Consider the following 25511-nt stretch of genomic DNA (forward strand, 5'->3'; position numbering starts at 1 on the left):
TACCACCGCCGACGCCGGCAACGCCGACTCGGACGGCTCACACCGGTCGAATACGAGACACTCACCCACGCCGCAGCAGCGGCCTAACCCCTACCGGAACGAGTCAACCGGACTGGGGGCAGTCCCGCGGGCCACCTGCTTCCAGGATTAGGTGAGCGACGTGCGCTCGTACGTCGCGGCGGCGCACTCGGTGGCCGGCGAGGGCGTCTCTTGCATTCTCGCGCGTGCCGAGCGCCTTGGACGTCGTGGACGGGGAGATCCGCGAGCTGATCCGCCGCCGCGGCCTGGACCCGTTCACCGATCCAGGTCCGGTGCGCGTGCTGGCGCGATCCACCAGTCCACCGTCGTCGCCTCCCCCTTCCGAGACCTTCCGGGCTTGTTGTACCGCCGTACCGCCGGCGTGCGAAGGCTCGGGTGCGCCGCGAGTGGCCCGCGATCATGGCCCGACGTGCGCCCCGCTCACTCTGACCGCTGACCCCGCCATGGCACCGCATAAGGTTTCCGCCCCTGCCTCCTATCAAGACGGCGTCGGACCCCTAAGGCGCCTTATGTGGGTAGATCTATGCGGTTGCGAGATCGACCCGGTCCCGGCGGACCCGCAGCAGGGTGTGCGCGGCGATGACGGCGGCGGTGCGGGTCAGCAGCCCCAAGAAAGTGTGGCGCCGTGGCGGGCCAGCTCCATGCCATCGGTGAGCTCGCCGAGCGTGAGCTCGACGCGGTTGCGCCAGCAGGCGATCACCGTCCGCAGTAGCGCACCGGGCCTGCGGGCGCGCCCGGCCCTGAGCGGCGGCACCAGCACCGCGGTGCCGCGGGCGGCCTGGGCGGCGGCGAAGGGCCGACCGTCGAACCCCTTGTCGACGAGCAGGTCGCCCGGGGGCGGGCCTGTGTCGAGCAGGTCGGCGGCCACCTCGCGCTGGTTGACCGCGGCGGGCACGGTGCTCCAGGCGCGCACCAGCCGGCTGCCTAGATCGGTCCGGACCGCGAGCCGGAAGCCGTAGAACCACTCGCCGTGGGCGGCGTCCCGGCCGAAGCGGGCGACCAGCTCGTTGGGGCCGACCCAGCCGTCCGGCTGCGGACCCGGGACGGGTGCTTGACCGGCAGGGCGGTGGTGTCGACCTGGGCGCAGTCATCGACCGGCGCCCCGGCCGCGAGCGCGGCCCGCAGTTGCTCGAAGGCGGCCCACAGCCAGCGGATCCGCCGGTTGGCCTCGGACTGGTGCGGCAGGTGCGGAAACAGATCCGGCCACTCGCGGGCGACCTCGTGCAGGAAGCCCGCCTCGCTGCGCCGGCCGAGCAGATGCGGGACCAGGGCGATGGTCAGCAACTCGGCGTCGCTGCAGGCCGGCGCCGGACCGGGCCGGGCCGGGATGGCGATCTCGCCGGCGGCGATCGCGTCATCGACGAGCACGTAGACGTAGACGAACAGGTCCTCGGTGGGAAGCAGGGGGCGCACCTGCGGGGCGAATGGTCTTCGACAACCACGTGCGCAGAGGCGCCCTCATGTCAACAGTCAGTTGACGAGAGCAACCCACAAAACGCGCCTAAGGTCTATGTCCTGCCCCTTGCAATTCGGTCCAGAAGTCATTAGCGGTTGGAACCCTCGGACGGCCGAAGACGTTGGACCGGGAGCACGGCGAGGCCAGACGTGACTGGGCATGGCGTGACGTCGCTAGGCCGGGCCAGGCAAGGCAGGGTCGAGAAGGCCGGGAGTTGCAAGCTCCTGGCCTGCCGCCGCGGAGGCGATACGACCTGGGGCCGAAAGCCTCTTTGGAGCCTGCGGTTGCCAGGCGACGGTGAGAGGACGCGACGGGGACACCCCCGCGCCAGCCGATGTAGGCGGCCATGAGCGATTCGCATGAGCTGGGGACATGCCCGAACTGCGGCGCCACCGCTGCCGTAGATGCGATTCGGCGCCATCGACGGCATACGACCGCACAGGAAGGAACTTAAACGATGTCGACGTTCAGGTTCGCCTCCAAGGTGGTGCTCAACGAAGAGTCCGGCCCGTTCAAACCCGGTTTCTTGTTTCTCTTCTCCGATAATTTGACTTGGCAGTTGGCAAACGGTGCCCAGGTGGGTGGGATTGCCGGCACGCACTCGGGAACCCACAGGCTCCTTCGCATAGCCGGACCCGACAAGCCTCCTCTCCCGAACCAGAACGATGACGGCGTGCTCCAGTTCGGCGTCCTGGTGTTTGAATACGAGGCCACGTTCATGCTTGAAGCCGTGACGCTACCGGGCGGCGTCCGCCTCGATGCGGGCCAAGTAACTGTCCGAGGGATTTGGTACGCAAAGGACTTGCGACTCGTTGACCGAAGGGGACAGCCACTTCAGCAGCCCGCCTACAGGCGATCTGCGGTCACCGGCGGGACGGGGCCCTATTTCCACGTTCGCGGTCAAGGCTATGAGCCGTTCTTGGGAGAGATCAAGACCCTAGAACTCGACGACGTCGTCCTGTAGGGGTGCATCTGGTCGATGCGGTCTGGCGCGCGGCGATGGCACCGTGCGTGGACGGCGAGTCGAGATCCCGTTTGCCGGGCCACCAGGCCACGTAGTCGTGTTCCTGGCATTCGACGGTGCCGACTTCCTCAAGACCGGCCTGCAGGTCTAGCCAGGCGGATACCGCCGAGAGCGGAATCGCCCACAGCCCCCGTCCCTGAGCCTCGCCTTGGAACATCGGGGCATTACGTCACAGTGCGATCCACAGGCGTGGAGGCGCGCCGCGCACGGCGAGTTCCAAAGGCTAGGAGACCATCCCCACCGCAACGTCGCCGATTATCGGTCCCAAGATGAGGGCGAGTACCCACACGATGAACGGGGCTCCCGCCGCGGCACACACGATGATGGCTGCCACCAGCCCAGCGAACGCCCCAGCCCCCGTGCGGTTAGTCAACCGTGTGTGGCACGGCTAACCATGCTGACACGCCAAGTGAGTCGTTGATTGGCGGTCCACCTTGCGCAGCCCGCTCGACCCAACGTGCTTCGTGGTGGTGGCCGAGCTCAGGGCCACCGAATGCCGCCAGCACGAAGAGAGCCACCGGCGCCGTGGCCACGACCATGGCCGCTGGACGGTCAGAGTCCCGTAGGCGACGAGCAGCATGCCGCCGACGCCGGAGGTGCTGGTCGAGGTGGCCAATGGGGAATCTCACGGCGACCTTCTCGCGCTGCCCCTCAAGGGCGGGGTGGCATCCGAACGAGGACCCCGTGGCTTCACTACGGCTTCGTGCCCGCCGAAAACCTCGGCGGCCCCTGGTACGTCTGGTGTACCCGAGGCTGCCTAGAACATTGACCCCCAAGACAACCTCTCGGGGTTGAGGTCGACGTCGAAGCGATTGAGCCGTCTGAGCTCTCTTGTCACGCCAGAAGGGCGCACAGATCAGTCGCCGTCCCGTTCAGCTGGAAGGACGTGACGACAAAGGTATTTGCGTCGACCGTCAACTGGACGCGACCGTTTATGCTGAGCAATGCCCCGTTCTGGCCGACCACCCCAGACGGTCCTTGATCTCCTTGCAAGAGTCCTAGGACGAGCTGGCCGCTGATCTTGTCGAACAAGTCGCCCCCCGAGGCCGTCTCCGTGTTCGTGAAACGGGAACGGTGCACCAGGGACTTTCCTGTCGCGAGATTGGTAAGTGTCGGGTTGCCACGTGCCTGTGTCACGACTCGCCCGTCGCTGAACTGCGTTATCGTCACTCGGGCGCGGCGGTCCGGCGTCGCGGAGACGCCGAAGCTACACACTTCGCCCGCGGCGGTTACGAATCCTTGGGCGTCAACTACCGTTCGGATCGGCTTAGATGCTCCCGCCGGCGCGGCCCTCAGCACGGCGGGCAGCAAGGAGGTTCCTTTCATGGATATGCGCGCTCGGACACCACCAGGATGGCGTAGCGATCGCTGCATGCTGTCTCCTTGGCTTGAGCAACTCCGGCGTTGGGGGATCCGTCAAAGCGCGACGGGAGCCGCCTGCATCTCCCGCCTCATGGGCGAGGCCGTGTCGTACACAACAGTCCTGCCCTCCCGTAAATCAAGTACCGAGCCCCGCCGGGGTAGCAACTGGCCGAGCTTCATGCGCGTGGCGGTCATGGTGAGTGACGCGTTCACCTCACGACGGCGTCCATGCCTGCGCGAGGCTCGCGAGGGAGTGCAGCGCACCCAGGCGAACCGGAGCTTCATCGTGGCCGAGTTGCTCCATAGCCCTGGTGTAGGTATCCGTCACCTGCGCGTGCACACTCAGCTGATAGGAGCGCTCCCTGCCCGGCCAAATTCAGTTGGTAAGTGCGCTCTTGATCGGCCTAGCGCCGTTCTTGATCCATTTGATCCTGCTCAAGCGTGTCCTGCTGATGCTTCCACCGCTTCTCTTGATCTTCCTTGTTCCAGCGGTATGTGCGGTATGTGAGTATCAACCCACCGGCCACGGCGAGACCGCCAACGGTCTGAACAAGAGTAGAGCGGACGTCGTTCTTGACCTTGAGTTCCTGCTCAGCAGTAAGCCCGTGGTTGGGGGCCAAAGTGAAAAGCCACGGACCCCACGAGAGCACAAACAGGAGAAGGAGAAGGGCTGCGACGCCTGAGAGCGTCCAGCGTCGTGGACTGGAGAGCTTCTCTCACCACTCCACCATCTGACTCCCCCTGGACACGGTCAGCCCAGGAACGGTACAGCGGCGGTTAGCGCCGACTGGCCCGCGCCCATCGCCGAGTGCGGCCCGTCGTCTGTGCCAGACCGCCGATCCAAGTGCTGGTGGCCCGACCGCAGCGGGGGCGACGGCTTCGAGGTCCGGGTATCGGTCGAGGTCTGCCAACGCTGCGAGGCCCCGGGCGGCCTGCCTTGAGTACGCCGTGGCGGCCGAGGTGTCAGGCGGAATCTGGGGCGGCGTCCTACCGGCTGAGCGCAAGACCTTGCCTCGCGTCGGACATCGCGCCCCGGCCGCCTAAAGCATGGAGCCGTCGTGCCGATGTCTCTTTTCGGAACGGCATCGGATCGACATGCTTGGCGCCAAGAGAACGGGGACCAGTAGATGACGCAAAGCTGGGGCACCACGCCCACTCCGCCTGAGCAGCAGGCCGCGGCCGCTGAGCCCGCGCCGACAAAACCCCAGGCGCGACCGGCCTGGCTCCTCCCTGCCGGCCTTGTGATCGTGGTCCTTGCTGCCGGCGCCATCGGCTTCTTCCTGGGGCGCAGCAGCATCGACTCGTCTGCATCCCTCGACGGAGCCGCGGCCGTGGCCGCCGAGGAGGCCGGGCGGCTGAAAGTGGTCTACGAGACCTGCAGCTCTCGGGACCCCGACAACACCGTGTCTCTGGAGGATGACGGAGCCACGATCGTTATCGACACAGGGAGTGAGTACGGCGACTACTCCGGCGTTGACTGCGTACTGCGGGAACTCGACACCCCTGCCTCGATCGAGGCCCAAATCGGTCGCACCACGGCGATGATGGGTGTCCAGGACGCTGATAACGATGGTCTGCACTACAGCTGGTCGTATCACCCGGACAACGGCGTCAATATGGTGATCACCGAGGAAGGCTGACGATCGCTGAGACTGCCGCTCGGTGCTCAGACCCCTGACGGCTCAACTTGTCAGGCGTAGAGAGCGATTCCTCGACGATGAAGGTCGACCAATCCGGGCGCCTTGCTGATCTCAAGGAGTTCCAGGCGAACCTGTGCCCGCAGCCCAGCGGTTGCCCGCCCAAGGTGTTCAAAGGGCAGCGCGGTCGTCGCCGTCACGGTCACCACGCCACCAGCGTCACTGGCCGCCGGTTGGCGAGACGCGGGCCCTACGCATCTCGTCACGTTCAGTCGGGCTAGGCGTGATTCGGCTGAAGGCCGGCGCAACTATGCCGATACGAGACCGAGTCACTCGGAAACAGTCACGGGGGACACCCATGAAACGCGCTGCGCTGGTCACAGCGACCGTCGCAACCGGAATGTCATTGCTGTCTGCGTGTGGTGGATCCGGGGACGCGAACGCCGAGGGGGCCACACCGACCTCGTCGCTCGCCCCGTATACGCCGGGCGAGAACGTTCAGCGCGGTCTGGATGCAGAGAGGTCTGCAGCCGCAAGCAGCAGCGCCACCGGTCCCGAGCTGAACCAGCGCGGAAACCTCGTGAAGCAGCTAGGTGAGATCGGTGGCGTGAGTAGCACGCAGGGCGGCCCGCTCATGGTCACTTTCTCAGTCGACGCCATTCGAGTAGACCCGCCTTGCGACGCCCCAGCAGCGAGCGAGCCACTCAACGGCCACTTCATCGCTGTGGATCTACATGTGACGACCGACCCGGCGCTGACGGACCACGTCTTCCTCGCCGAGAAGGACTTTGCGATCGTCGGCCCTAACGGGGTGACCGACACCAACGTCGTCGGGTACGGCTGGACGTGCCTGCGGAATCGGTTCCCCGACAATCCCCTAGGCCCGGGTCAGGAGTACGTCGGCAGCATCGTTCTTGACACGGCACAGACCTCCGGGGCGTTAATCTTCGAGCCGAATCTGGGCCAGGACGGCGGCTGGGAGTGGACTTTCTGATCCCGGCTTGATGGTCCTCGGCGTAGTCTCGACGGGCGTCGCGGCTGCCCCCCGCATCACCACGGCAGGGAGAGTCCAGCGATGTCCGCCGAGAATCGGCTCACGGCCGAGCAACTCGCCGCCCTGGCGCCCGGAGACACCGTGACCATTGAGATCAGCGGCAACTTCCGCGGGCCGCGGGTCTGTATCGGCACCGTCGTCCGCCTCGAGGGATCCCGCCTCGTCGTCTCCGCCCGCAGTGACCGCGGCGTCGGTTACGTCCACCGCTTCGACCGCCGCGACGGCGTCCGGGTTGGAGGCGGCCAGCGCGCCGAGCTGGTGAACTCGGCGGCGGAGTTCCGCAGTTACCCGAGGAGCGGCGCCGCGAAATGCGCATCGACGCGGCCTACCGCGCTTGGGCCCGGAACAGAAGCGACGTCGAAAAGCTGCGTGAGCTGCAGGCGGTCATCTCGAAGGCCCTTGAGGAGCCCGGCATAACTGCCGGGCGGTGACGCGGTCCGCCTCCGCTGCTCCCGGCCTGGGGTCTTCTGGTTCGCAGGTCTCAGCGTCGCCAGGCGCCTCGGCTCCCGCGACGGACTGCTGGCACGGGGCCAGAGCTAGGCGCTGTCCACGGCCAGCCCGTCAGCGGGATCAAGAAGCCGGTCGTAGGGGTTCGCGGCTGCTCATCCAGAGGTCGTCGCTTCCGAAGCCGCCTGGTTGTCGGTTCGACGAGAAGAACAGCACCTCGGCGTCATCTGAGAGGGCCGCCTGCAGGTCGTTGGCTGAGCTATTGATGGTGGGACCGAGGTTCACCGGACACGACCACCGATCCGTGACGCTCTCGCGTGTCGCCACCCAAAGATCCTGGCCGCCGGACGGACTGGGAGTGTCGGCTGGACATGAGAGCGGCGGCCTTGGGCGGTTGGAATGCAAGATCACCTCAAGGCCGTCACTCCGAATCGCTGGCCGCGCGTCACCGCTCGGGCTGCTCAGCTCCGGGACCAGCGCCGCCGGGCCAAACGAGCCGTCAGCGCTAAGCCTGCTCACATAGATGTCGGCGGCGCCGAAGCCCGCCGGTGCGGGCCGAGTGCTGGTGAAGTACAGGACGGCGCTCCCACCCTCGTCCTCGACGTAGGCGGGGCCCACATCGCCGGCCGCGCTATTGACGGCCGGGCCGAGGTTCATCGGCGTCGACCACGCCTGGTCATCGGTCCTGTCCGTCCGTTGGGAGACATACAGGTCGAGCCCGCCGAAGCCGCCAGGGCGATCGCTGGAGAAGAACAACAGGCGCATGTCACGAGAGAGGGTCGCGTTGCGCTCGTTGAAGTCAGGCGTATTGATCATCGCCAGCGGGACGGGGTCGCCCCATGGACCGCGCCAATCCCTGTGTGACACATACAGGTCCTCGTCGCTCTCGCCGGGCACGTTGGGATTGTTGGGGTTGCGATTGAAGTAAAGGCTGCGACCGTCATCGGAGATCGCCGGAGCGCTGTCCTCGACCGCGGTACTCAGCGGTGGCCCCATGTTCACCGGCGTCGACCACGCGGTGAACGTCTCAAAATCTTGGTCCGCGGCCACTACAGAGGGTGTGGCCAGGATCGCGACAATCGCGACCAGGAGGGAGCCGGCTGGCCGCGATGCTTTCGCACACCTCATCGGTGTGCTCCTTCCCCGGTTTACTTGCACCCTGGCGTCTCTGCCAAGTAGGGACTCGGCTCGCTGCGTAGGCCAACTCGCGGGTGCCCCGCAGAGCTTGCCTGAGGCCCGCCACTGTCCACCAAGGAAAGGCGACCGTGCTAGGGGCTATGGGCCCGTCGACCGGGAGCCTGCACCTGCGCATTCGCCGGCTGGCGCAGCGTCGCACCTGGCGGCTTGACCGTCCACCCGAAGATCAACCCAAGCCCCCGTTCGTCATGGCGGAATGGGGAGTGCCGTCTTCGTGTCGGCAGTCCGCAAGACGTCCGAAACTCACCGACAGCAACCAAGGACACCAAACGGGTGTCAGCGCAGCTCAGCGGCCATGTAGGCCACGCCCCCGCAGGTCGGAGGGCGATGCGTAAATCATGTCGGGGATGACGACGTGCAGGACCGGCCCGCATGGGGTCCGATGACGGCGAAAACTAGCCCTACGTCCTGATCTCGATCGGCCGACCGCCAGGCTGGCGGAGCCGGGCTGACGGGTGGTGCGCGGTCTGATCGTGCGGCGGTCGAAGGGCTCTGGCGGTACAGCCCGGACCGGCAGAGAGTTGAGCATTCTGACACCGGGAGAGCCGCCATGCGAGTGCCGACCAGTCTTCGTGTCGCCATCACCACCGTCGCCGGCGTGGTCGGCTCGGCGCTGCTCGCGGTGCCCGCTTCGGCTGACCAGACGTTCACGACTACTCGGTATCCGCTCTTCCCCGTGGGAGGCGCACCGCTGCAGCAAGGCGCGGTCGTGGACATCCACGCCGAGGGGCCTCAGATCTATGCGCAGGAGCGCTACCACCTGTCCGGCGCATTGCCCTCCACCGAATACGTGGTGACCTTGAACATCTACCTCGATCCCTCCTGCACAGACTTCGTCGCTGCCCTCGAGACGGACACCTTGCTGACGAATCCGGCCGGCAATGCCAACGGCTCGGCGACGTTCACGCCCGCCGATGCTGCCCCCCTTGCCCAGGTGCAGTCTGAGTACGGCATCGTCTGGGAGGTGTCGGGGCCGACTGGCGTCGCTTACACCACCGGCTGCCAGGTCGTGCCGCTGGACTGAGAAGACCAGGCTGCAAAGTCTTCCTTGAGCGAAGTCGGGCGCTGTCGTGTGCGAGGCCGACGTGTCGCCGCGGTGACCCGGTAGTCCTAGACAGCGGAGCATTGGCCCCCGGCGAATGCAGCTTCCCCGGTCGCAGGTTGCCCGACAGGCATCTCTGAACAACAGGCCTAGCTCCAAGCGGCGCGTGCCGCTTTCGCGGGCGGTGCCATGAGGCGCTGCATCCTGCCCGTGGCCTTCAGCCACAACGAGCCGCCCCACGAACTGCCGCGGTTCGTCCCTCCACAGCGCGCTCCGATCGGCCCTCAAGGCGGGTCCGGCTAGTCGTATGCGGTAGCGGAAAGTCCGTCGGCAGGCCCACGATGTCGAGCTGGAATAGCCGAGCGGCCCGCGGGAAGTCCTTCAGCCGGTGCTCGCCGAGATAGCGCAGGGCAGTGCCGCTCGGCAGCTCGTCCTCCACCAGGGCCGCAGTCGCGTCGGAGAGCAGCACCTGGCCGCCTGCGGCCGAGGCAGCAATCCGAGCTGCCCGGTGCACAGCCAGCCCGACATAGGACCCTCCAACGACGGTCGCCTCCCCGCTGTGCAGGCCCATCCGCACCAGCACAGGCACCTCATTCGGCCAAGGCTGAGCCGCCATCGCCCGCTGCGCCTCGGTGGCGGCGGACACACGGCCTGCCCGGCGCGCGGAAAGACTACGAAGAACGCGTCGCCCTGGGTGTCGACCTCACGGCCGCCATGCCCGACGACCGCCGCCCGCAGTAGCCGCCGGTGCTCGGCCAGCGCCGCCGCGTAGGCCTCCCGGTTAGCCCGCACCAGCGTGGTGGAGCCGGCGATGTCGGTGAACAGAAAGGTGACCGTGCCGGTGGGCAGCTCGCGGGACACTGAACGATCGCGCACTGCCGCGTCGAGTTGGTCGGCCATGTCCCGCCCCCTGCCGGTCATTTGCCTGCGGGTCAGCCTGTTTCCGGGAGGATAAGAACCACCGTGGGCCGTTACCAGGGACCTACGACGGGAGCGGACTCGGCGCCTTTCGGAGCCGAGCCGTCTCGCCTTGCGGTGGACGTCTTGCCACCGCCTACGCCCTGCAAGCCAACACGGCCCGTCGGTCGGGGCGCCGTCTGCCGCGAGCGACCGTCTTGGCGGGACGACGAGCAGCGAATCGCGGAGTCGACCGCGTCGTCAATGATCTCCTCCCCCCGTCGACCACAACCGCCGCCGTCCCCTCGAACCACACTTGGCCATGCAGCCCAACGGCCTTACTCGGTCCCTCGACGGTCAGTGTCGTCCAGTCTGGGGTGGTGCCGGCCCTATTAACCGCGCCAGGCGATCAACCACTCTTCATCGCTCTCTAAAAGAGAACGTTGCCAGCGCCCACCAATACCGTCGCAACAAGAAGAAGCAGCGCAATTAGCTGAGCGAGGAGCCCTCTGTTTACGAGGCGCGATTTCCTCTCATTTCCTTTGCGAATGGTTTCCAGCGTCGTCACATTGACTCGATACAGCAGCCAACGGGCTTCGTCCCCACTCTTGCCCCACATCTCTTCGTCCCGAAATCGCAGGAGACTCTCCTCGTGAAGGACCTGGTAGCCGTAAGACCGGTTCGTCCACAAGCCAAAGAATGCGGCCGTCGCAAATCCAGCGAGCGTCAGACAGAATGTGGAAAAGGTGGCTATGCTTGCCTTTGGATCTCCGTCGCCAAGCGCAACAAACGCAGCGAGTCCCGACAATAGCGTTACCAGGGTGCTGGACGATGCAACGATGGTGATACCCCGCTGGTCCAAGGTCGCCCTGCGCTCCCGCTCCGTCTTGAGCTCTGCAGACACGAACTCCGACAGGACTGACGGCGCCTCTTCCACTCTTGCCTGCCCATCCTAAGTCAACAGCACGTACAGGACAAAGAGGAGGCCAATCAATAAAGCAATGAAGCCGAGTGCTAGCCCAAGCCACCAAATAGCCGCCCGCCAACCAGCTCCGCTCACCTCCCTGTATCGGAGGTGTTGTTCGATTCGCTGCACATCTCCGTGAGGACTTGAGGCCTCACGCTGCGACGCGTCGGTCTCAGTGCCTCGCCACTCCTCGTTGGAAGATCCAGGCGTGGTCATGGTCCCCCCAGCCTTGGTCATCATTCGCGTGCGCTCTCAGCTCCGACGAAGATGAAGAGTAGAACGCTGGAGTCCGCCGGCAGAAGGGCCGCTGAGCCGTTTGGCCCGGTCGAACATGATTCCGGGTCTTTGAACTCGCCCGGCACTCGGTGCTTCACGCAGCCGGCGGCAGCGACTCGGTCCCGAAGCTTGTGTGGCACCAGGGTGGTCATCACACTATCGGACGAGTTGCCGGTGCCCCGTGGCTGGCTTTACCGAACCCGTGATCGAGCCCATCCGTCGTGTCGAGGAGCGCCGGTCCGATCCGGCGCCCGGTCGAGAGCGAACTGGAAAGCAACTGGTGGCCCAGCGTCCAGCGCTCCGGGCGGCTCTCCGACGACGACCGCGGAGGGATGGCCAACGTCGAGTTCACCGCCGAGCACGAGTGGGGGCGAGGCAAGCACATTCCGCTCGTGCCGCCCGAACGCGTGCGTGTCCACGGAGGCGTCGGCGACCCGAGCAACATTGCGACGCCCAACACGGCCAGCGTCCTCGTGCCGCTTTCGGCCGACCCCCTCTCGGCAACATAGGCAGGGGGTCACTTTGTTGGTGTCGCTCCATCCGTTCGTGCGGGGCGGCCCGTACCGATTCCCGCCTGCGACTGATGGCGACGTGCGACGGCTACGCCCGGCTACCCTGATCGCGTAGTCGCGGCTTCCCCCCCGCATCTTCATTGGGAGGGGTGTCGCGATGTGCGCCGAGCACAAGCTCACGGCCGAGCAGCTCGCCGCCCTGGCGCCCGGCGACGCCGTCACGGTCGAGATCAGCGGCAACTTCCGCCGGCCGCGGGTCTGCATCGGCATCGTGGTGCGCCTCAAGGGCTCCCGCCTGGTCGTCTCCACCCGCAGCGACCGCGGCGTCGGCTACGTCCACCGGTTCGACCGCCGCGACGGCGTCAGGGTCGGCGACGGCCACCGCGCCGGGCTGGTGAACCTTGAGGCGGTCTCCGAGGCTGCGGGCGCGACGGAGCAGCGCCAGCAAGTATTTAGCATCGACGCTCCCTATCGGGAGTGGGTCCGGAAGCCATCAGATGTCGATCGGCTCCATCGTCGTCTGCAGGAGGCGGTCAACGCGCGCCTCAAAGATCCGGCCGTTCCTCTCTAAAATTCTTGGCTACTTGACTTTCGGGCCCAAGCGGTGCGAGCGATACGGCGGGTGGGAGGTCTGGAAGGCTGAACTCTCGCTGTAGAGCAATGCGGAGTTCGGCAAGTGCAATCTCAGCGTCAGCAAGAACTTCTTTGTGAAGAGCGCTGACTCTAAACACGGCCCACGAGTGGACTTCAGCCGCTTCGGCTTGTGTCGTCGCGTCGAGTAGCCATCCGATAACCAATGCCCGCTCGGTGTAGGCGGTCTTTGAGGCCGAGATCACTTGGACGGGTTCCATGAACCTGCGTGCGCACTGAAGTAGGGTCCTGACTGGCTCAGATGTCATCCCGTTGCTGTAGGAGTTAGCGAGCGAGGTGAGTGATTGTCGAAAGAGGGGGAGGATCTCTTCGCGGTCGAGAAAATGAGAGAGTTCATTAGCTAGTCGCTCCCTTCGGTCATCTGGCCAGTAAGGCCGGAAGGTGAGCATTGCTGCGGCCAGTGGCCGGAAAGCGTTGTCGTACGCCCGCATCGAGACCACTAGTACGGTTGCATCGTGAAGGAGTTGTGCGGCTTGGAGGTCGCGCGCCCGTGTTGAGCGAGTTCTGGCCTTCTCCAGCCAGCTACCCACAGAGCTGACGATCTCGACGAATGTCTTGATGTCACTCAGAATCACTTGGCCACCCCGCATCGATGGTCACGGGACGCGGTCGCAGGCGTTGTTCCAGCGGACGGTTACAGGAGCATCACCGACTACGGGGCAACGGAGCTCAAGGCTAGCTTCGTCCTCCCAGCCGCTGTAGGGGCGTACGCCACGGGACAGCCCCGACAGCGGACTCTGATCGTGAGTAGATGAACCGCCATGGGAGAGAGACCACCTCCGCCTTTAGCGTTGTCCTCCGGGTCCTCAGGACGCTCGCCGAGCTGCCCGCCAGCGTCTGGGACTGCGTGCACTCGGTGGCGGGCGGGGGCACGGTGCTCGACCCGCAGTGGTGGTGTCCGCCGTCCTGGCTGCGGCCGACCCGGCGCAAGGCCGCCGACGCGCTGACCCCGCGGGGGTCCGAGGAGCTCAAGCCGATGGTGCCTCAGCCTGATGACCTGGGAGCTCGCGGTCCAGGCCGTTGGCCTGCTTCTTCGTGCGCTCTCCCGGACAACCCCGGCCCGGGCATCCTGCGGGACGTCAGGGCGCGTGATCCGCAGTCGGCCGCCCGCGGCGCCGCCCAGATCCTGCTGGCGACCGTTGTGCTCGTCCGGGTCGGGGAGCGGCTGAGCGGCTGGTAGTCGCGCTGGCGCACAGGTTGGGGAGCGACTCGTTGACCGGCCCGGGGAGAGGACGCCCTGCACACGAGCGCCCGCCGCGGCGGCTCCGGGACGACGCTGCGGCTCATCGACGTGGACTCGTTCAAGACCATCAACGACCAGCACGGCCACCCGGCCGGCGTCGAGGTGCTCGTCCACCTGGCGCGGGTGCGCCGCGACCAGATGCGCGCCGACGACGCCGTCCTCTCCCGCCTGGGCGGCGACGAGCTGGCCGTGCTGCTGCCCGGGTGTTCCGCCGAGGCGGCCGAGCGGCGGGCCGAGGCGCTGCTCGCGGCGGTCCGGTCGGCGCCGGTGGCGCTGCCCGACGGCACGCGGCTGCCGCTGTCGATCAGCCTCGGCGTGGCCCACCTGCCGCGCCACGTCGACCGCCTGCACATGCTGTACGAGGCCGCCGATGCCGCGCTCCACGACGCCAAGCGCGCCGGGGGCGGCTGCATGGCCGTGGCTGCGGTCTGACTCCGGGGAAGTCAGACCGCTGCGGTGTCGAGCGCCGGACGCCGTCCCCACTGCACGGCGACGACGCCGATGATCGCGACCACGGCGCCGACCACCGGCGGGATGAACCACTCGGCCTCGTTGCTCCACCAGGCGGCGACCGCCGCCACCGCGTACGCGGCGAGGTTGCGCCACTCGACGGCCGGCAGGGCAGAGGGCTCCGGCATGCCGTGGCGCCAGCGCGCCAGGAAGTCGCCGATGACCACCCCGCCGAGCGGGGGGATCAGGATGCCCAGCCAGACCAGGTACTCGATGAGGTTGTCGTAGATGCCGGTGATGGCCAGCAGCGTGCCGATGACGACGCCGCCGATGACGAACGGCTTCTTCGACCGGGAGTCGGCGATCTCGGCCCCGGCAACGCCGAAGTTGTAGGCGGTGTTGTCGTTGGTGGTCCAGAGGTTGGCGACCAGGAAGACCAGCCCCCAGCCGACCAGGCCGAGCTGGTAGAGGACGAGCACGAAGTCGCCCTCGCCGAAGGCCAGCGCGCCGATCGCGCCGAAGCCCAGCATGAGCAGCTCGCCGATGAAGAAGGCCACGATGCAGGCCCAGAACCCGGCCGACGGGGTGCGCGCGAAGCGGGTCCAGTTCGGCGCCTGGGTGCCGCCGGAGGCGAACGTGCCGACGATGATCGTGACGGCGGCGGCCAGGGGCAGGGTCTCGGAGGGCTCGAGGGCGGTCAGACCGCTCCAGCCGCCGACCTCCTCCAGCGAGCGCCAGATGACCCAGCCGGCGAGCACGAGCATGAGCGGCACCGACACCACCGACAGCGCGTACATGCCCTTGTAGCCGTAGTACGCGGTGACGCCCATGACCGCTCCGCCGGCGACCATGAGCGCGATCTCGGTGCCACGGCCGGTCCAATCGAAGGCGCTCGCGGTGAGGCCGGCGAGGGTGGCGACGGTGACCCCGTACCAGCCGACCTGGGTGCCGCCGAGCAGCAGGGAGGCGAACTTGGCGCCGACCCGGCCGAGGGTGTAGCGGCACATCATCACCGTGGTCAGGCGGGTGCGGGCGCCGATGCCGCCGATGGCGCCGACGTACAACCCGAGGACGGCGCTGCCGAGCAGCACCACCCAGATCAGCGAGGTGACGTCGAAGGCGGCGCCCAACTGCGCGCCGGCCAGCATCGTGGGCGTGAAGAAGGTGAAGCCCAGCAGCACGATCGCGACGGAGAACAGCGACTTGCTGGCGTGCCGGGGGACGGGGTCGATCGGGTAGTCGGGGTCGACCTCGGCGAGCGGGACGGCGGTGTCGTCGGTGGCCCTGCTGCTCATCGGTGCGCCTCCGTCTCGTCGTCCTCCCCGATGTCCTCGTGCCAGAGGGCGGGGTGCTCGGCGATGAACTCCTCCATCAGCTGGATGCACTCGGGGTCGTCGAGGACCAGGACCTCCACGCCGTGCTCGACGAGCCAGTCGTGCCCGCCGGAGAAGGTGCGGGCCTCGCCGACGACCAGCCGGGAGATGCCGAACTGGCGGACCAGGCCGCTGCAGAACCAGCAGGGGGAGAGGGTCGTGACCATCGTGGTGCCGCGGTAGCTGCGCTGCCGGCCGGCGCGGCGGAAGGCGTCGGTCTCGCCGTGCACGGACGGGTCGTCGTCCTGCACGCGGCGGTTGTGCCCGCGACCGAGCACCGTCCCGTCGCGGCCGATGAGGGCGGCGCCGATCGGGATCCCGCCCTCGGCGCGGCCGGTGCGAGCTTCCTCCACGGCGACGGCGAGCCACTGCCAGGCGGTGGCCTCGTCGAGCGGTGCGGTCATCGGTCCCCGTCCTCTCCCTACGCCTCCTGGTGACAGTGGCACGGATCGGGTCCGGTCGCCTGATCGGGGTGGACCTGCGGTGCGGTTGTCCACAGAACCGTCACCGACGTGGTCGACGGGGAGGTCCGCCAGCTGATCCGCCGCCGCGGCCTGGACCCGTTCACCGACCCGGGCCCGGTGCGCGTGCTGGTGCGCGACGTCGTCGCCGACTACTCCGGGACTGCTGTTCCGCTGAGAGGTTGCGCTCCGATCGGCTGATCCGACAACGCGGAAGACCGCCCCCGCCTGAGGCAGCGGGTCGTCTTTTCAGTGCTCGCACCACGCTCTGCGGAACAACCGATCACACGGCCAGGCGCACCACCTTGCGGCCGCCGTGCTCGCCGCCGACGGGGGTGGTCCACACGCCGGCGCCGTGGTCGCGGAACCGCACCTCGAGCGTGTGCTCGTCCAGCACCGACAGCAGGAGTCCGCGCAGTGGATCATGGGCCTCGGTGTGGTCGGGGCTGGTGTACCAGAGGCCGGTGCAGTTGACCGCGGCGAGCGAGTGGCCGACGTCGACGCTCGTGATCGCGCCGGGGGTTTCGATGGGGGCGTGGGTGTGCCCGGAGAGCCACGCGATGGCGTTCGGGTGCCCGGAGAGCAGTTGCCGAATCTCCGGGTGGGGCCAGGCGTGGATGGTCGGCTCACCGGAGTGCCAGCCGGGCGGCCCGCCGACGGTCTCCCACAGCGGCGCGTGGAAGGCGATCAGACACGGCCGGGTGGTGACGGCGAGCACACCGTCGAGCCAGCCGAGGTCAGCCGGGCCGAGGGTGAGCCGACCGTCCGGCTGGGAGGACGGGCCGATGCACAGGACCCGCACGTCACCGACGTCGACCATGTAGTTCTTCGCCGGCAGCCCCAGCTTGACCGCCATCGCGTCGGGGGAACGGGCGGGGTCGGTGTCGGTGAAGTCGTGGTTGCCGAGGACGGCGTGCACGTCGCCCTCGAGGTCGGCGCGCCACGTCTGCCACAGCGCCGCCTCCAGGTCCAGCGCGTCCTGCGTCAGGTCACCCAGAACCAGTCGGGCGTTGATCGCCGCCCGGCCGACCATCCGCTGAACGTCGTCGACCACCTTTGCCGCTCGTGCCATCGCCACCCCGGTCGTCTGGCAGTGCACGTCGGAGACCAGGTGCAGGTTGACCGCCTGCTCGAGGTAGGCGGGGACCGGTTGCAGTCGGGTCACAGCGGCCGGTAACGCATCTGCCCGTACACCGGCCGCCCCAGCGCGGGCGGGGAGCCGGTCGGGACGAACGCCACATCGACGGTGTCCCCGGCCTGCAGCACCCGGCTCGCCGGATCCAAGGGGACGGCGTCGAAGGTCCACGGGACGCGATAAGTGATGGCCTGCCCGCCGCTGGCCTTCGTGGTCTTCTGCGCGACGACCACGGACGACCCATCACCCCGGAAGCGTCGAACCTGCACCGTCCAGTAGGAGCTGTCGTTGGCCGGGACGCAGACGCCGGCGAGCCGGTGGACGGTGAGCGCCACCCACGCGATCTCGCACGGGAACGGGGCGATGAACAGCGGCGCGCTGGTCGCATAGGCGCCGATCGTCTCGTCCTCCGGGGCGGCGATCAGGGCGGTGCCGTGAGTGAGCTCCTCGATGGTGGCGAGGTCGCCGATCTTCTCGTCGATCAGCGCCTGGTCCATCGTGCTCCCGGTCGTCCCGGCCTTGGCCGCGGTGGGGGTTGGGGTTGAGGCGGTGAGCAGGCCGGCCGCTCCGGCGATCCCGGCTCCGGTGAGCATTCTTCGGCGGCTGAGCAGGCGCATCGCACCCTCCCAACGGTGAAGGAGATCGGGACCGTACCGCGTCGCGGCGTCTTGAGAAGCCGTCCGCGTTACGCGAGCAGTTGCGCCCGCCGGGGGGTGGCCTAGGGCGTGTCTGACGGATCTTGGCTGTCGTCAGCCGGCGGGCTCCGGGCGATGCGACAGCATCGAACGGTGGTCTGCGATGGAGCGTGGGCGTGGATGCAGCCGTTGCTGCCGTCCTCGGCCGGTCGGCGCGGCGGCCGGTGGCCGAGTCCTTCGGGCCCTGGCAGACCGCCTACGAGCGGCTGACCCGGTGGAGCGCCGATGGCACCTGGGCCAAGCTCCTGGCCCGGGCGCAGGCTGACGCCGACGCCGCCGGCGAGCTGGACCGGCTGATCGCGGCCGATTCCACGCTGGTGGGGGGCACCAGCACGGAGCCAGCGCCCGGCGGGTGGGCGGCAACGCCTCAACCGGGCGCGAAGACGCCGACGACCAGGACGGCGGCCGGCGCCCCGAACGAGGGTGATTCATCCGCAGAAGTCGTCGTCGCCGAGCCGACCGATCACGCCGTCGGGCGTTCCCGCGGCGGGCTGACCACCAAGGTGCACGCGCTCACCGACGGCCGCGGCCGAGCCCCGGTGGTGCTGCTGACCGCCGGCAACGTCCACGACACCACCGTGTTCGCCCCGCTCCTGGCGGCGTTGCGCGTCGCCCGCAGCGGACCGGGCCGACCGCGGACCTGCCCGGACCACCTGGTCGCCGACAGGGGCTACAGCTCCCGGGCCAACCGCACGCTGCTGCGCCGCCGGGGATCGCCCACACCATCCCCGAGCCCCGCGATCAGCAGGCCAACCGGCGCCGCAAGGGTTCCGCCGGCCGTCCGGCCGGCTTCGACACCGGCCGCTGCGCCCGTCGCAACGTCGTCGAACGCGGCTTCTGCCCCCGTCCGGAGGTTGTAGGCGAGGGTCGTGCGAGGCACGCCGGCCCGCCGCGCGAGTCCCGAAGGGAACGGCCCTCGATGCGCACGAGCCCGAGCTGGTGGACGCTCCGGCGGAAGCGCCCAGGCTCCCGGAGGAACGGCGTCGAGAGATGCGCATCGAGGCTGCCTACCGAGCTTGGATGCGGAACCGCGGCGACGTCGAGAAGCTGGGAGAGCTCCAGGAGGCGGTCGCCGCTGCTCTCCAAGAGGAGCTGGCCACCCATAGCGGCGTGGATGCAACGCGGGCACCGATAGCATCGGCCGGTCACCGCACCGCAACGGTCGCGTCCGTTTACCCTCCCGCCCATGCTGCGCTACCTGGCCCGCCGCCTCCCGCCCGTCCAGCGCCTCGTCCAGCAGCGCGACGACGCCCTCGCGGAAGCCGCACGCCTCAGCGCCGCTGCCCCTGTCGAGCAGCCGGCCGAGGGCGACAACTACCCGCCCGGGCACTACCACTCGCCGCTGCCGGACATGGCCGACATCTACGCTCGCGCCGACAGGGTATGGCAGCCTCGCCTCGAGGTGCCGGGCATCGACATCCGCGACGCCGAGCAGCTCGCACTCGTGGAGGAACTGGCCACGCTGGCCCGCGACCTTCCTGTGGGCGGCCGCTACCAGCTCGACAACCACATGTTCGGTCGAGGCGACGCCCTCGTCCTCTACGCCATGCTGCGACTGCACCGGCCGCCGCGCGTCGTCGAGGTGGGTTCCGGATTCAGCAGCGCCCTCATGCTCGACACCGCCGACCAGCAGGGTTGGGACACCCGGTTCACCTTCATCGACCCCAACCCCGAGCGACTTCACGGGCTGCTCACCGATGCCGACCGGACGCGCACGACGATCATCGAGGAGCGCGCCGAGCTGCTGGACCCGAAGACGTTCGACGTCGCCCCAGGTGAACTGCTGTTCATCGACTCCTCGCACGTCTCGAAGATCGGCTCGGATGTCAACTTCCTGTTTCTGGAGGTCCTGCCGACCCTGCCGGCCGGGGTGCTGGTGCACATCCACGACATCCCATGGCCGTTCGAGTACTGGCGGCACTGGATCGACCGTGGCCGCTACTGGAACGAGGCGTACCTGCTGCGCGCCCTTCTCACCGACAACCCCCGTTGGCGGGTCCTGTGGTTCTCGAGCTACATGATGAAGACACACCCCGAGCTTCTGATGCAGCGGTGGCCCGAGTTCGGCGCAGAGACCGGCAACGGCGCTTCGATCTGGCTGCACACGGTCTGACGGGAACCAGGTCTCGTCCGGGCGCAACCGGGCGGGGCCGACCTGGCCGCGGATGGCCATCCACGGCACGGGACGTCGAGGTCGGCAGGGATTGGGGTGGAACCCTGGCGGCGGATCGGCGAGGGCTTATCCGCCGAGCTTCGGTCGCCGCAACAGTTGCCCATGAGTGAGCCCGAGCGGTCGACCGGTACCTGCGCCATAGGCGGATGCGAGGCGCTGGCCTCCCATGTCCTAGAGGTCAGCGGAGGCAGTTTCGAGGGCCGGATGTCCGTCTGTTCGGACCATCGAGCCGTGGAGGTTCGGGAGAGATGTTCGTCCCCTGATCGGGGGCGACGAAATCCGGCCCGCAATGACAACTGAGCCCCGCCGTCGCGATGACGGCGGGCTCCGTTGCGCAGTTCAGGGGGACAGGACGACGCCCCCGAGGCTGCTTCCTCGGGCTATCGGTTCGCGACGTTGTCGATCGCGTTGGGATAAGGGGCCGCGTTCTTGTTCTGGAAGGCCAGGCACAACGCCCGATCACCGTTCTTGTCGAACGCAGCGAGAACGCTGGCGACGGCTGCCTGGGGATCCGGGTCTCCGATTTCATTCTCCGCGAATGCGAGCAACTCCGCGTAGCCGTACAGCTCGAACGGCGGGGGGCAGCCCCGCACGGGCTTGTCCGCAGCGGCGGGAGAAGCTGCTCCAACGGCTGCTGCGAAGAAGATCCCCGCAAGTCCTGCCACTGCCGCTCTGCGATTCATCTCGACTCCCCGCTCGGTGTGGATGGCGGCCGACCCGATGGCCGGAGGGTAATCCGGGTGTGCGGTCGCAAGGGGAGTCCCCCGTGTGGGTGACAACGAGAACGGCTTCTTCTCCATTGACCGGGCGAATGGATCCGGCTTGCACTGTGCCGCACCCATTTTCCGTGTCGAGGAAGGGCCCTGCCATGAAACGGCGCATCGTTCTCGTGCTGACGGCTGCCGCGGCGGCATTTCTCGTGCCGGCCCCGGCGCAGGCCGGTCAGGGTGGCGAGCCCCATCTCCCGACGCAGGGGAGTTGCGGCATCGGGCGCGGAACGGTCGACAGCCCGGGTGCGCACTTCGCCATCCGCGCCGAAGAGGCGAGCGCACCCGGGGCCTCCGACTTCAGGTTCCAGCTCGAGCCGAGCGCGCCGTTCCCGCCCCCGTACTGCACGCCTCCCGGGGGGCGGATCACCGGCTGATCGGCCGGGGGCCGGTACGTCGACGGCTGAACCGCCCGCTCCGTGATCGCACGTCTTCTCCGGTCACCCGTCCCCACGACGAGCCTCCCGACCACGGGCACCACATGGAGCACCGCCCGGTCGGAGCCCCTGCCACCGACCGGCTGGACCGCGACGGCCAGCGGCGCCTCGGCCTCGTCCCCGCCGGCAACGTGCTCGACCGCAACGCCGGCACGTTCTGGCACTCGCGCTCCGAGGGCGCCCCGGTGCCGCTCCCGCACTCGCTCACCATCGACATGCGGTCGGTCCAGGGCATCGGGGGGCTGCGCTACCTGCCGCGGCAGGACGGCATCCCGAACGGGACGATCGGGCAGTTCACCGTCGCCACCAGCCGCGACGGCGCGGCCTGGTCGGCCCGCCCGACCTGCCGCGGGCCGGGTGGACGGCGACGGCCAGCGACGCCTCGAGCCGGCTACTCGGCGGGCAACTGACGGTCGTCGGCACGCCCTGCGTCGGCAGGTTCCTCCAGGTCCGGTAGGCGGCCGCGCGCGAGAGGGTCGACCGCGGTGCCCGGCGGCAGCACACTGTCCCGCGCCCGCGACAGCCCAGGAGGACGAGCACGGTGAACGACGTCGGTTCCCGACCCCCGGCGGAGCCCCCGCCCGCCGTCGACCCCGGCGCCGAGCCCTCCTCGCGGCGCCGCGTCGTCGTCCTCGTCGTGGTGCTGGCCGCCCTCGTCGCCGCGACCGCGGCCGGCTACGTGCTCACCACCGGTGGGTTCGGCTCGTCCGCGCCCGGCGCCGAGCTGGAGGGCCGCTGGTCGGGCACCGGCACGGTGGCCAGCTGCGAGGGCGCCTACTGCGCCCTGACCGAGGAGATCACCCTCGAGATCGACTGCTCCTGGTCGAGCTGCAGCGTGCACGTGTTCGGCGAGCCGGCCCAGCTCCAGGAGGCGGGGAACCGGTTCACCGCGGCCGGGTCCATCCCGCCCTGGGAGCTCGACTCCTGCGCCGGCGGGGGCCTCTCCACCGGCCGCTGGTCGCTCGACCTCGGCCTCGACGGGCAGACCCTGACGGGCCGGTACACCGAGGGGACCACCTCGCGCTGCGGGCCCGTCGTGTCGACGCCCGTGTCGACGACCGAGACGGCGTGGGACTTCGAGCTCACCCGGGAATGAGTTCGACCTCGAGGGGTGCTGCGGGGCGCTGGTCCGCAACCGTGTGCGCAGACCGGCAGTGCGCCGCCCGTGAACTGCCACTCAGCGCAGACGGTCGGCTCTGGGCGCTCACGCCGTCCCGGAGTCCTACCGGTCAGCCGTCCGCGACATCCACGGTGTCGTCGCCGACCTCTGACGTCGGGAGCAGGGCCGCGCGCAGCGCGCGGGCCTGCTCACCCCAGAAGGCGGTGGTGACGCCGGCCCGCCGGAACACCATGTCGAAGCCGTGGAAGGCGCCGGGGACGACGTGCACCTCGCACGGCACCCCGGCCTCCTGCAGCCGGCGGGCGTACTCGAGGTCCTCGTCGTGGAACAGGTCGAGGCTGCCGACGCCGATCCAGGCCGGCGGCAGGCCGGTCAGATCGTGCCGCCGGGCGGCCACCGCGTACGGCGGGGCGTCGGGGCCGCCCGGCTCGCGGCCGAGGTAGGCGCCCCAGCCGTAGCGGTTGCTCTTCGCCGTCCACAGCCGCAGATGGCGCGGGTCGACGCTGGTCCGGCCGACCGTCCGGTCGTCGAGCATGGGGTAGACGAGCAGCTGGAACGCCGGGCGCACCTCGCCGCGGTCGTGCGCGAGGTGGGCGAGGTTCGCCGCCAGGCCGCCACCGGCGCTGGCGCCGCCGATCGCCACCCGCTCCGGGTCGATGCCCAGCTCGCCGGCGCGGGCGACCAGCCCGGCCAGCCCGGCGTAGACGTCCTCCACGGCCGCCGGCGCCCGGTGGTCGGGGGCCAGCCGGTAGCGGACGGCGGCGACGGTGATGCCGAGCTCGCGGGCGAAGGCGGCGTTGCTGCGGTCGTCCTGCTCCGGGGCGCCGAAGACCAGCCCGCCGCCGTGGATCCAGAGCAGGGCGGGCGCCGGCGCCTGCTGCCCTGCCGGCCGGAACAGGCGGAGCGGGACCTCGCCGTCCGGACCGGGGACGTCCAGCTGCTCGACGGTGACGCCCGCCGGTGGCCTGCCCGGGCGCCCGCGCAGGCTGCGCATCACCCGCGCCGAGCGGGGGCCGTACGACAGCCGGGGGAGGAAGCGGGCGATGGCCAGGTCGGGGTGGAAGGGCGTCGCCACGGGGCTCCGTTCGGTCGTCGTCGGCCTGGGCCGGAGGTTATGGGGTGGAACGGCTGGTCGCTCGCCCGGGGACCCATCTAATTGCGCGCCATCTTGTGGGGTTGGCAGCGAAACCGGCGGGTATCGGCCCGCCATCCGCAACGGTGTGGGGAGCAGACCCGCGCCGCTCGCTGCGAATCCCCCCGGAGCCTTCGTGCGCAAGCTGTTGTCCCGTGCTGTCCTCGTCCCCCTCGCCGCCGTCGGCGTCGTCGTCCTGAGCAGTTCCCCCGCCCTCGCCGCGCCGTCCGAGCAGGACGTCACCTGGATGCAGGCGGCGCACCAGAGCAACCTGGCCGAGATCGCGGCCGGCACCTCCGCCCAGCAGAAGGCCACCACGCCGGAGGTGAAGCAGCTCGGCGCGATGTTCGTGCAGATGCACACCCAGCTCGACCAGGCGCTGACCCAGGCGGCGCAGCAGCTGGGCGTGCAGCTGCCCTCGGCGCCGACGCCGGAGCAGCAGCAGCAGCTCGCCGCCGTCGAGCAGAACTCGGGCCAGGCCTACGACACGGCCTGGATCGCCCAGCAGATCGGCTCGCACACGAGCACGCTGGCGGCCACCCGGACGGAGCTGGCCAACGGCTCCGACCCGACGGTGCTGGCCCAGGCCCAGGCCGCGACCCCGGTCGTGCAGCAGCACCTCACCGAGCTGCGGAACACCGCCCAGCGGTACGGCGTCCCGACGTCGGTGCCCGGCGGCACCGGCGGCCAGGCGGCGGACGGCGGCCTCGGCGGCCTGGTGGGCTGGGGCCTGGTCGGCGTCGGTCTGCTGGCCGTCGGCGCCGGCTCGGTCGGCGTGGCCCGCCGGCGGGCCACCGCCGCGTGAGACGCCCGCGCGCCCGGCACCTGGTGCTGGTCGTCGCGGGAGCCGCCGCCGTCGGCTCGGGGCTGGTCGTCCTCTCGACGCCGCCCCGGGTCGACGCCCCGGACATCGCCGCGCCCTCGGCGCCGGCGACCGCACCGACCGTCGTGCCGGCCGCCCCGCCGGTCCCCGCGACGCCGGTGCCCACGACGCCGGCGCCGCAGCCCCCCGTGGCTGCGGCGCCGGTCGCCGTCACCCTGCCCGGCAGCGCCGACGTGCCGCTGCTGCCGGTCGGCGTGCTGGACACCGGAGCGCTGGAGCTGCCGGACCGGCCGGCCGAGCTGGGCTGGTTCGCCGCCGGCGCGGTGCCCGGCGACCCGGCCGGCACCGCGGTCGTCGCCGGGCACATCGACTCGGCCGAGTACGGCTCCGGGCCGCTGGAGGCGCTGGTCCACCTGGCCGAGGGGGACGTCGTCGAGGTCACCGACGCCGCCGGCGGCGTGCACCGCTACGCCGTCACGTCCCGCTGGTCGGTGCCGAAGCCCGAACTGCCGGCCGACGTGTTCCGCACCGACGGCCCGCCGCAGCTCGCGCTCATCACCTGCGGGGGCACCTTCGACGAGCGCACCGGCGGCTACTCCGACAACGTCGTCGTGCTCGCTCAGCCGGTGGGGTGACGATGCCCGTCCGAACGTCCCGGTCACCCGGGACCGGCGCCCTGGCTCCCGGGTCGCCGCCCGCCCGAACCTCCCCCTGAGCGCGTCCACCCGGGAGGCGCCGGAGAGGGGAGATCCCGTGACCACCGACGCTCTGCACACCGCCGGCCCGACCTCGCGCACCCGCGTCCTGCAGGTCCTCGCCCTCGCCGCCGGCTTCCTCGTCGTCCTCGCCTTCGCGATGGTGGGCGCCTGGCCGGTCACCGTGCTCCTGGGCCTGCCGCTGCTGGCCGCCGCCGTGCTCGCCGCCCGGCACCCCCGGGCCGCGGCGGTGCTCGCCCTCGTGCCGGCCCTCGCCGTCAGCGTGTGGTGGGTGGTGTACCACGCACGCGAGGGATGGGCGCTGGACGACCCCTGGTCGGAGACCTGGTGGCTGGCGGCCGGCCCGGTCGCCGCGGCAACCGTCGTCGTGGCCGCCCTGGTGGCCGCGCCCGGGAGCCGGAACCGCTTCTCCGGCGAGTGATCCG

Annotated in this window: 29 protein-coding genes and 1 pseudogene; 17 read left to right on the forward strand and 13 right to left on the reverse strand. The window is 69.4% G+C overall.

What is annotated here, in order from left to right; all coding sequences use genetic code 11:
* Positions 1-637: 637 nt before the first annotated feature.
* Both ACI797_RS15335 and ACI797_RS15340 read right to left on the reverse strand, forming a co-directional pair.
* Positions 638-1042 carry a transposase gene (locus ACI797_RS15335; protein WP_456859671.1) on the reverse strand — a complete coding sequence of 135 codons (405 nt, stop codon included), beginning with the start codon at positions 1040-1042 and terminating at the stop codon, positions 638-640.
* Positions 964-1452 (reverse strand): hypothetical protein, encoded by a 489-nt coding sequence (locus ACI797_RS15340; RefSeq protein ID WP_456859563.1) that lies wholly within the window; start codon positions 1450-1452, stop codon positions 964-966. The genes ACI797_RS15335 and ACI797_RS15340 overlap by 79 nt, the downstream gene beginning before the upstream one ends.
* Before the next feature lie 500 nt (positions 1453-1952).
* Here ACI797_RS15340 and ACI797_RS15345 point away from each other — a divergent pair, with 500 nt between their 5' ends.
* From ACI797_RS15345 to ACI797_RS15360, 4 genes are all read left to right on the forward strand, one after another.
* Positions 1953-2459 (forward strand): hypothetical protein, encoded by a 507-nt coding sequence (locus ACI797_RS15345; protein WP_456859564.1) that lies wholly within the window; start codon positions 1953-1955, stop codon positions 2457-2459.
* Between the two features lie 2244 nt (positions 2460-4703).
* Positions 4704-4925 (forward strand): WhiB family transcriptional regulator, encoded by a 222-nt coding sequence (locus ACI797_RS15350; protein ID WP_456859672.1) that lies wholly within the window; start codon positions 4704-4706, stop codon positions 4923-4925.
* 83 nt (positions 4926-5008) lie between these two features.
* Positions 5009-5521 (forward strand): hypothetical protein, encoded by a 513-nt coding sequence (locus ACI797_RS15355; protein ID WP_456859565.1) that lies wholly within the window; start codon positions 5009-5011, stop codon positions 5519-5521.
* A gap of 355 nt (positions 5522-5876) precedes the next feature.
* Entirely contained in the window at positions 5877-6512 is a 636-nt protein-coding gene (locus ACI797_RS15360) for a hypothetical protein (protein WP_456859566.1), read from the forward strand.
* Between the two features lie 630 nt (positions 6513-7142).
* Here ACI797_RS15360 and ACI797_RS15365 read toward each other — a convergent pair.
* Positions 7143-8069, reverse strand: coding sequence for a hypothetical protein (locus ACI797_RS15365; RefSeq protein ID WP_456859567.1), 927 nt, complete (start codon positions 8067-8069; stop codon positions 7143-7145).
* A 697-nt stretch (positions 8070-8766) separates the two neighbouring features.
* Here ACI797_RS15365 and ACI797_RS15370 point away from each other — a divergent pair.
* Positions 8767-9240, forward strand: a complete 474-nt coding sequence (locus ACI797_RS15370; RefSeq protein WP_456859568.1) for a hypothetical protein — start codon at positions 8767-8769, stop codon at positions 9238-9240.
* A gap of 235 nt (positions 9241-9475) precedes the next feature.
* Here the strand turns inward: ACI797_RS15370 and ACI797_RS15375 are convergent, their stop codons facing one another.
* From ACI797_RS15375 to ACI797_RS15385, 3 genes and pseudogenes are all read right to left on the reverse strand, one after another.
* Complete coding sequence (locus ACI797_RS15375) at positions 9476-9904, reverse strand: hypothetical protein (RefSeq protein ID WP_456859674.1); 429 nt, start codon at positions 9902-9904, stop codon at positions 9476-9478.
* A gap of 32 nt (positions 9905-9936) precedes the next feature.
* Positions 9937-10179, reverse strand: a pseudogene (locus ACI797_RS15380) (adenylate/guanylate cyclase domain-containing protein); the annotation flags it as partial.
* 406 nt (positions 10180-10585) lie between these two features.
* Positions 10586-11092, reverse strand: a complete 507-nt coding sequence (locus ACI797_RS15385) for a hypothetical protein (protein ID WP_456859569.1) — start codon at positions 11090-11092, stop codon at positions 10586-10588.
* Positions 11093-11730: 638 nt separating this feature from the next.
* Between ACI797_RS15385 and ACI797_RS15390 the strand changes: the two genes are divergently transcribed.
* Both ACI797_RS15390 and ACI797_RS15395 read left to right on the forward strand, forming a co-directional pair.
* Positions 11731-11907 carry a hypothetical protein gene (locus tag ACI797_RS15390; protein WP_456859570.1) on the forward strand — a complete coding sequence of 59 codons (177 nt, stop codon included), beginning with the start codon at positions 11731-11733 and terminating at the stop codon, positions 11905-11907.
* 160 nt (positions 11908-12067) lie between these two features.
* A complete protein-coding gene (locus tag ACI797_RS15395; RefSeq protein WP_456859572.1) occupies positions 12068-12481 on the forward strand; it encodes a hypothetical protein in 414 nt (137 codons plus the stop codon).
* On the opposite strand, the gene ACI797_RS15400 is transcribed toward ACI797_RS15395, so the two are convergent.
* The gene (locus tag ACI797_RS15400) at positions 12456-13136 is read right to left on the reverse strand and encodes a hypothetical protein (RefSeq protein WP_456859573.1); all 681 of its coding nucleotides are present in this window, start codon (positions 13134-13136) and stop codon (positions 12456-12458) included. The genes ACI797_RS15395 and ACI797_RS15400 overlap by 26 nt on opposite strands.
* A 716-nt stretch (positions 13137-13852) precedes the next feature.
* Between ACI797_RS15400 and ACI797_RS15405 the strand changes: the two genes are divergently transcribed.
* Positions 13853-14236: a GGDEF domain-containing protein gene (locus tag ACI797_RS15405; protein WP_456859575.1), complete on the forward strand. Its 384-nt coding sequence runs from the start codon at positions 13853-13855 to the stop codon at positions 14234-14236.
* 11 nt (positions 14237-14247) lie between these two features.
* Here ACI797_RS15405 and codB read toward each other — a convergent pair whose 3' ends face one another.
* Both codB and ACI797_RS15415 read right to left on the reverse strand, forming a co-directional pair.
* Positions 14248-15549: a cytosine permease gene (codB, locus tag ACI797_RS15410; protein WP_456859577.1), complete on the reverse strand. Its 1302-nt coding sequence runs from the start codon at positions 15547-15549 to the stop codon at positions 14248-14250.
* Positions 15546-16031, reverse strand: coding sequence for a nucleoside deaminase (locus tag ACI797_RS15415; RefSeq protein WP_456859578.1), 486 nt, complete (start codon positions 16029-16031; stop codon positions 15546-15548). The genes codB and ACI797_RS15415 overlap by 4 nt, the downstream gene beginning before the upstream one ends.
* 108 nt (positions 16032-16139) lie before the next feature.
* Here ACI797_RS15415 and ACI797_RS15420 point away from each other — a divergent pair, with 108 nt between their 5' ends.
* On the forward strand, positions 16140-16289 hold the full coding sequence (locus ACI797_RS15420; RefSeq protein ID WP_456859579.1) for a hypothetical protein: 150 nt from the start codon (positions 16140-16142) through the stop codon (positions 16287-16289).
* 82 nt (positions 16290-16371) lie between these two features.
* On the opposite strand, the gene ACI797_RS15425 is transcribed toward ACI797_RS15420, so the two are convergent.
* Together ACI797_RS15425 and ACI797_RS15430 are read right to left on the reverse strand one after the other, a co-directional pair.
* Positions 16372-17253 carry a metallophosphoesterase family protein gene (locus ACI797_RS15425; protein WP_456859580.1) on the reverse strand — a complete coding sequence of 294 codons (882 nt, stop codon included), beginning with the start codon at positions 17251-17253 and terminating at the stop codon, positions 16372-16374.
* The gene (locus ACI797_RS15430) at positions 17250-17840 is read right to left on the reverse strand and encodes a hypothetical protein (RefSeq protein ID WP_456859582.1); all 591 of its coding nucleotides are present in this window, start codon (positions 17838-17840) and stop codon (positions 17250-17252) included. The genes ACI797_RS15425 and ACI797_RS15430 overlap by 4 nt, the downstream gene beginning before the upstream one ends.
* Positions 17841-18034: 194 nt before the next feature.
* Between ACI797_RS15430 and ACI797_RS15435 the strand changes: the two genes are divergently transcribed.
* Both ACI797_RS15435 and ACI797_RS15440 read left to right on the forward strand, forming a co-directional pair.
* Positions 18035-18778, forward strand: coding sequence for a transposase (locus tag ACI797_RS15435; RefSeq protein WP_456859583.1), 744 nt, complete (start codon positions 18035-18037; stop codon positions 18776-18778).
* Between the two features lie 326 nt (positions 18779-19104).
* Entirely contained in the window at positions 19105-20031 is a 927-nt protein-coding gene (locus tag ACI797_RS15440; RefSeq protein ID WP_456859584.1) for a class I SAM-dependent methyltransferase, read from the forward strand.
* 440 nt (positions 20032-20471) lie between these two features.
* Here the strand turns inward: ACI797_RS15440 and ACI797_RS15445 are convergent, their stop codons facing one another.
* The gene (locus tag ACI797_RS15445) at positions 20472-20774 is read right to left on the reverse strand and encodes a hypothetical protein (protein WP_456859585.1); all 303 of its coding nucleotides are present in this window, start codon (positions 20772-20774) and stop codon (positions 20472-20474) included.
* A gap of 185 nt (positions 20775-20959) precedes the next feature.
* On the opposite strand from ACI797_RS15445, the gene ACI797_RS15450 reads away from it, so the two are divergent.
* From ACI797_RS15450 to ACI797_RS15460, 3 genes are all read left to right on the forward strand, one after another.
* A complete protein-coding gene (locus tag ACI797_RS15450) occupies positions 20960-21235 on the forward strand; it encodes a hypothetical protein (RefSeq protein WP_456859586.1) in 276 nt (91 codons plus the stop codon).
* 104 nt (positions 21236-21339) lie between these two features.
* Positions 21340-21705, forward strand: a complete 366-nt coding sequence (locus ACI797_RS15455) for a discoidin domain-containing protein (protein WP_456859587.1) — start codon at positions 21340-21342, stop codon at positions 21703-21705.
* A 131-nt stretch (positions 21706-21836) separates the two neighbouring features.
* Entirely contained in the window at positions 21837-22391 is a 555-nt protein-coding gene (locus tag ACI797_RS15460) for a hypothetical protein (protein ID WP_456859588.1), read from the forward strand.
* Between the two features lie 133 nt (positions 22392-22524).
* On the opposite strand, the gene ACI797_RS15465 is transcribed toward ACI797_RS15460, so the two are convergent.
* The gene (locus ACI797_RS15465) at positions 22525-23490 is read right to left on the reverse strand and encodes an alpha/beta hydrolase (protein ID WP_456859589.1); all 966 of its coding nucleotides are present in this window, start codon (positions 23488-23490) and stop codon (positions 22525-22527) included.
* A gap of 193 nt (positions 23491-23683) precedes the next feature.
* Between ACI797_RS15465 and ACI797_RS15470 the strand changes: the two genes are divergently transcribed.
* The 3 genes from ACI797_RS15470 to ACI797_RS15480 all read left to right on the forward strand — a co-directional run bounded on the left by ACI797_RS15470 (position 23684) and on the right by ACI797_RS15480 (position 25507).
* Positions 23684-24352 (forward strand): DUF4142 domain-containing protein, encoded by a 669-nt coding sequence (locus ACI797_RS15470; RefSeq protein ID WP_456859591.1) that lies wholly within the window; start codon positions 23684-23686, stop codon positions 24350-24352.
* A complete protein-coding gene (locus tag ACI797_RS15475) occupies positions 24349-25005 on the forward strand; it encodes a class F sortase (RefSeq protein ID WP_456859592.1) in 657 nt (218 codons plus the stop codon). The genes ACI797_RS15470 and ACI797_RS15475 overlap by 4 nt, the downstream gene beginning before the upstream one ends.
* 118 nt (positions 25006-25123) lie before the next feature.
* Entirely contained in the window at positions 25124-25507 is a 384-nt protein-coding gene (locus ACI797_RS15480; RefSeq protein ID WP_456859593.1) for a hypothetical protein, read from the forward strand.
* The last annotated feature ends 4 nt before the right edge of the window (positions 25508-25511 follow it).

Source organism: Geodermatophilus sp. SYSU D00691, from assembly GCF_054050275.1.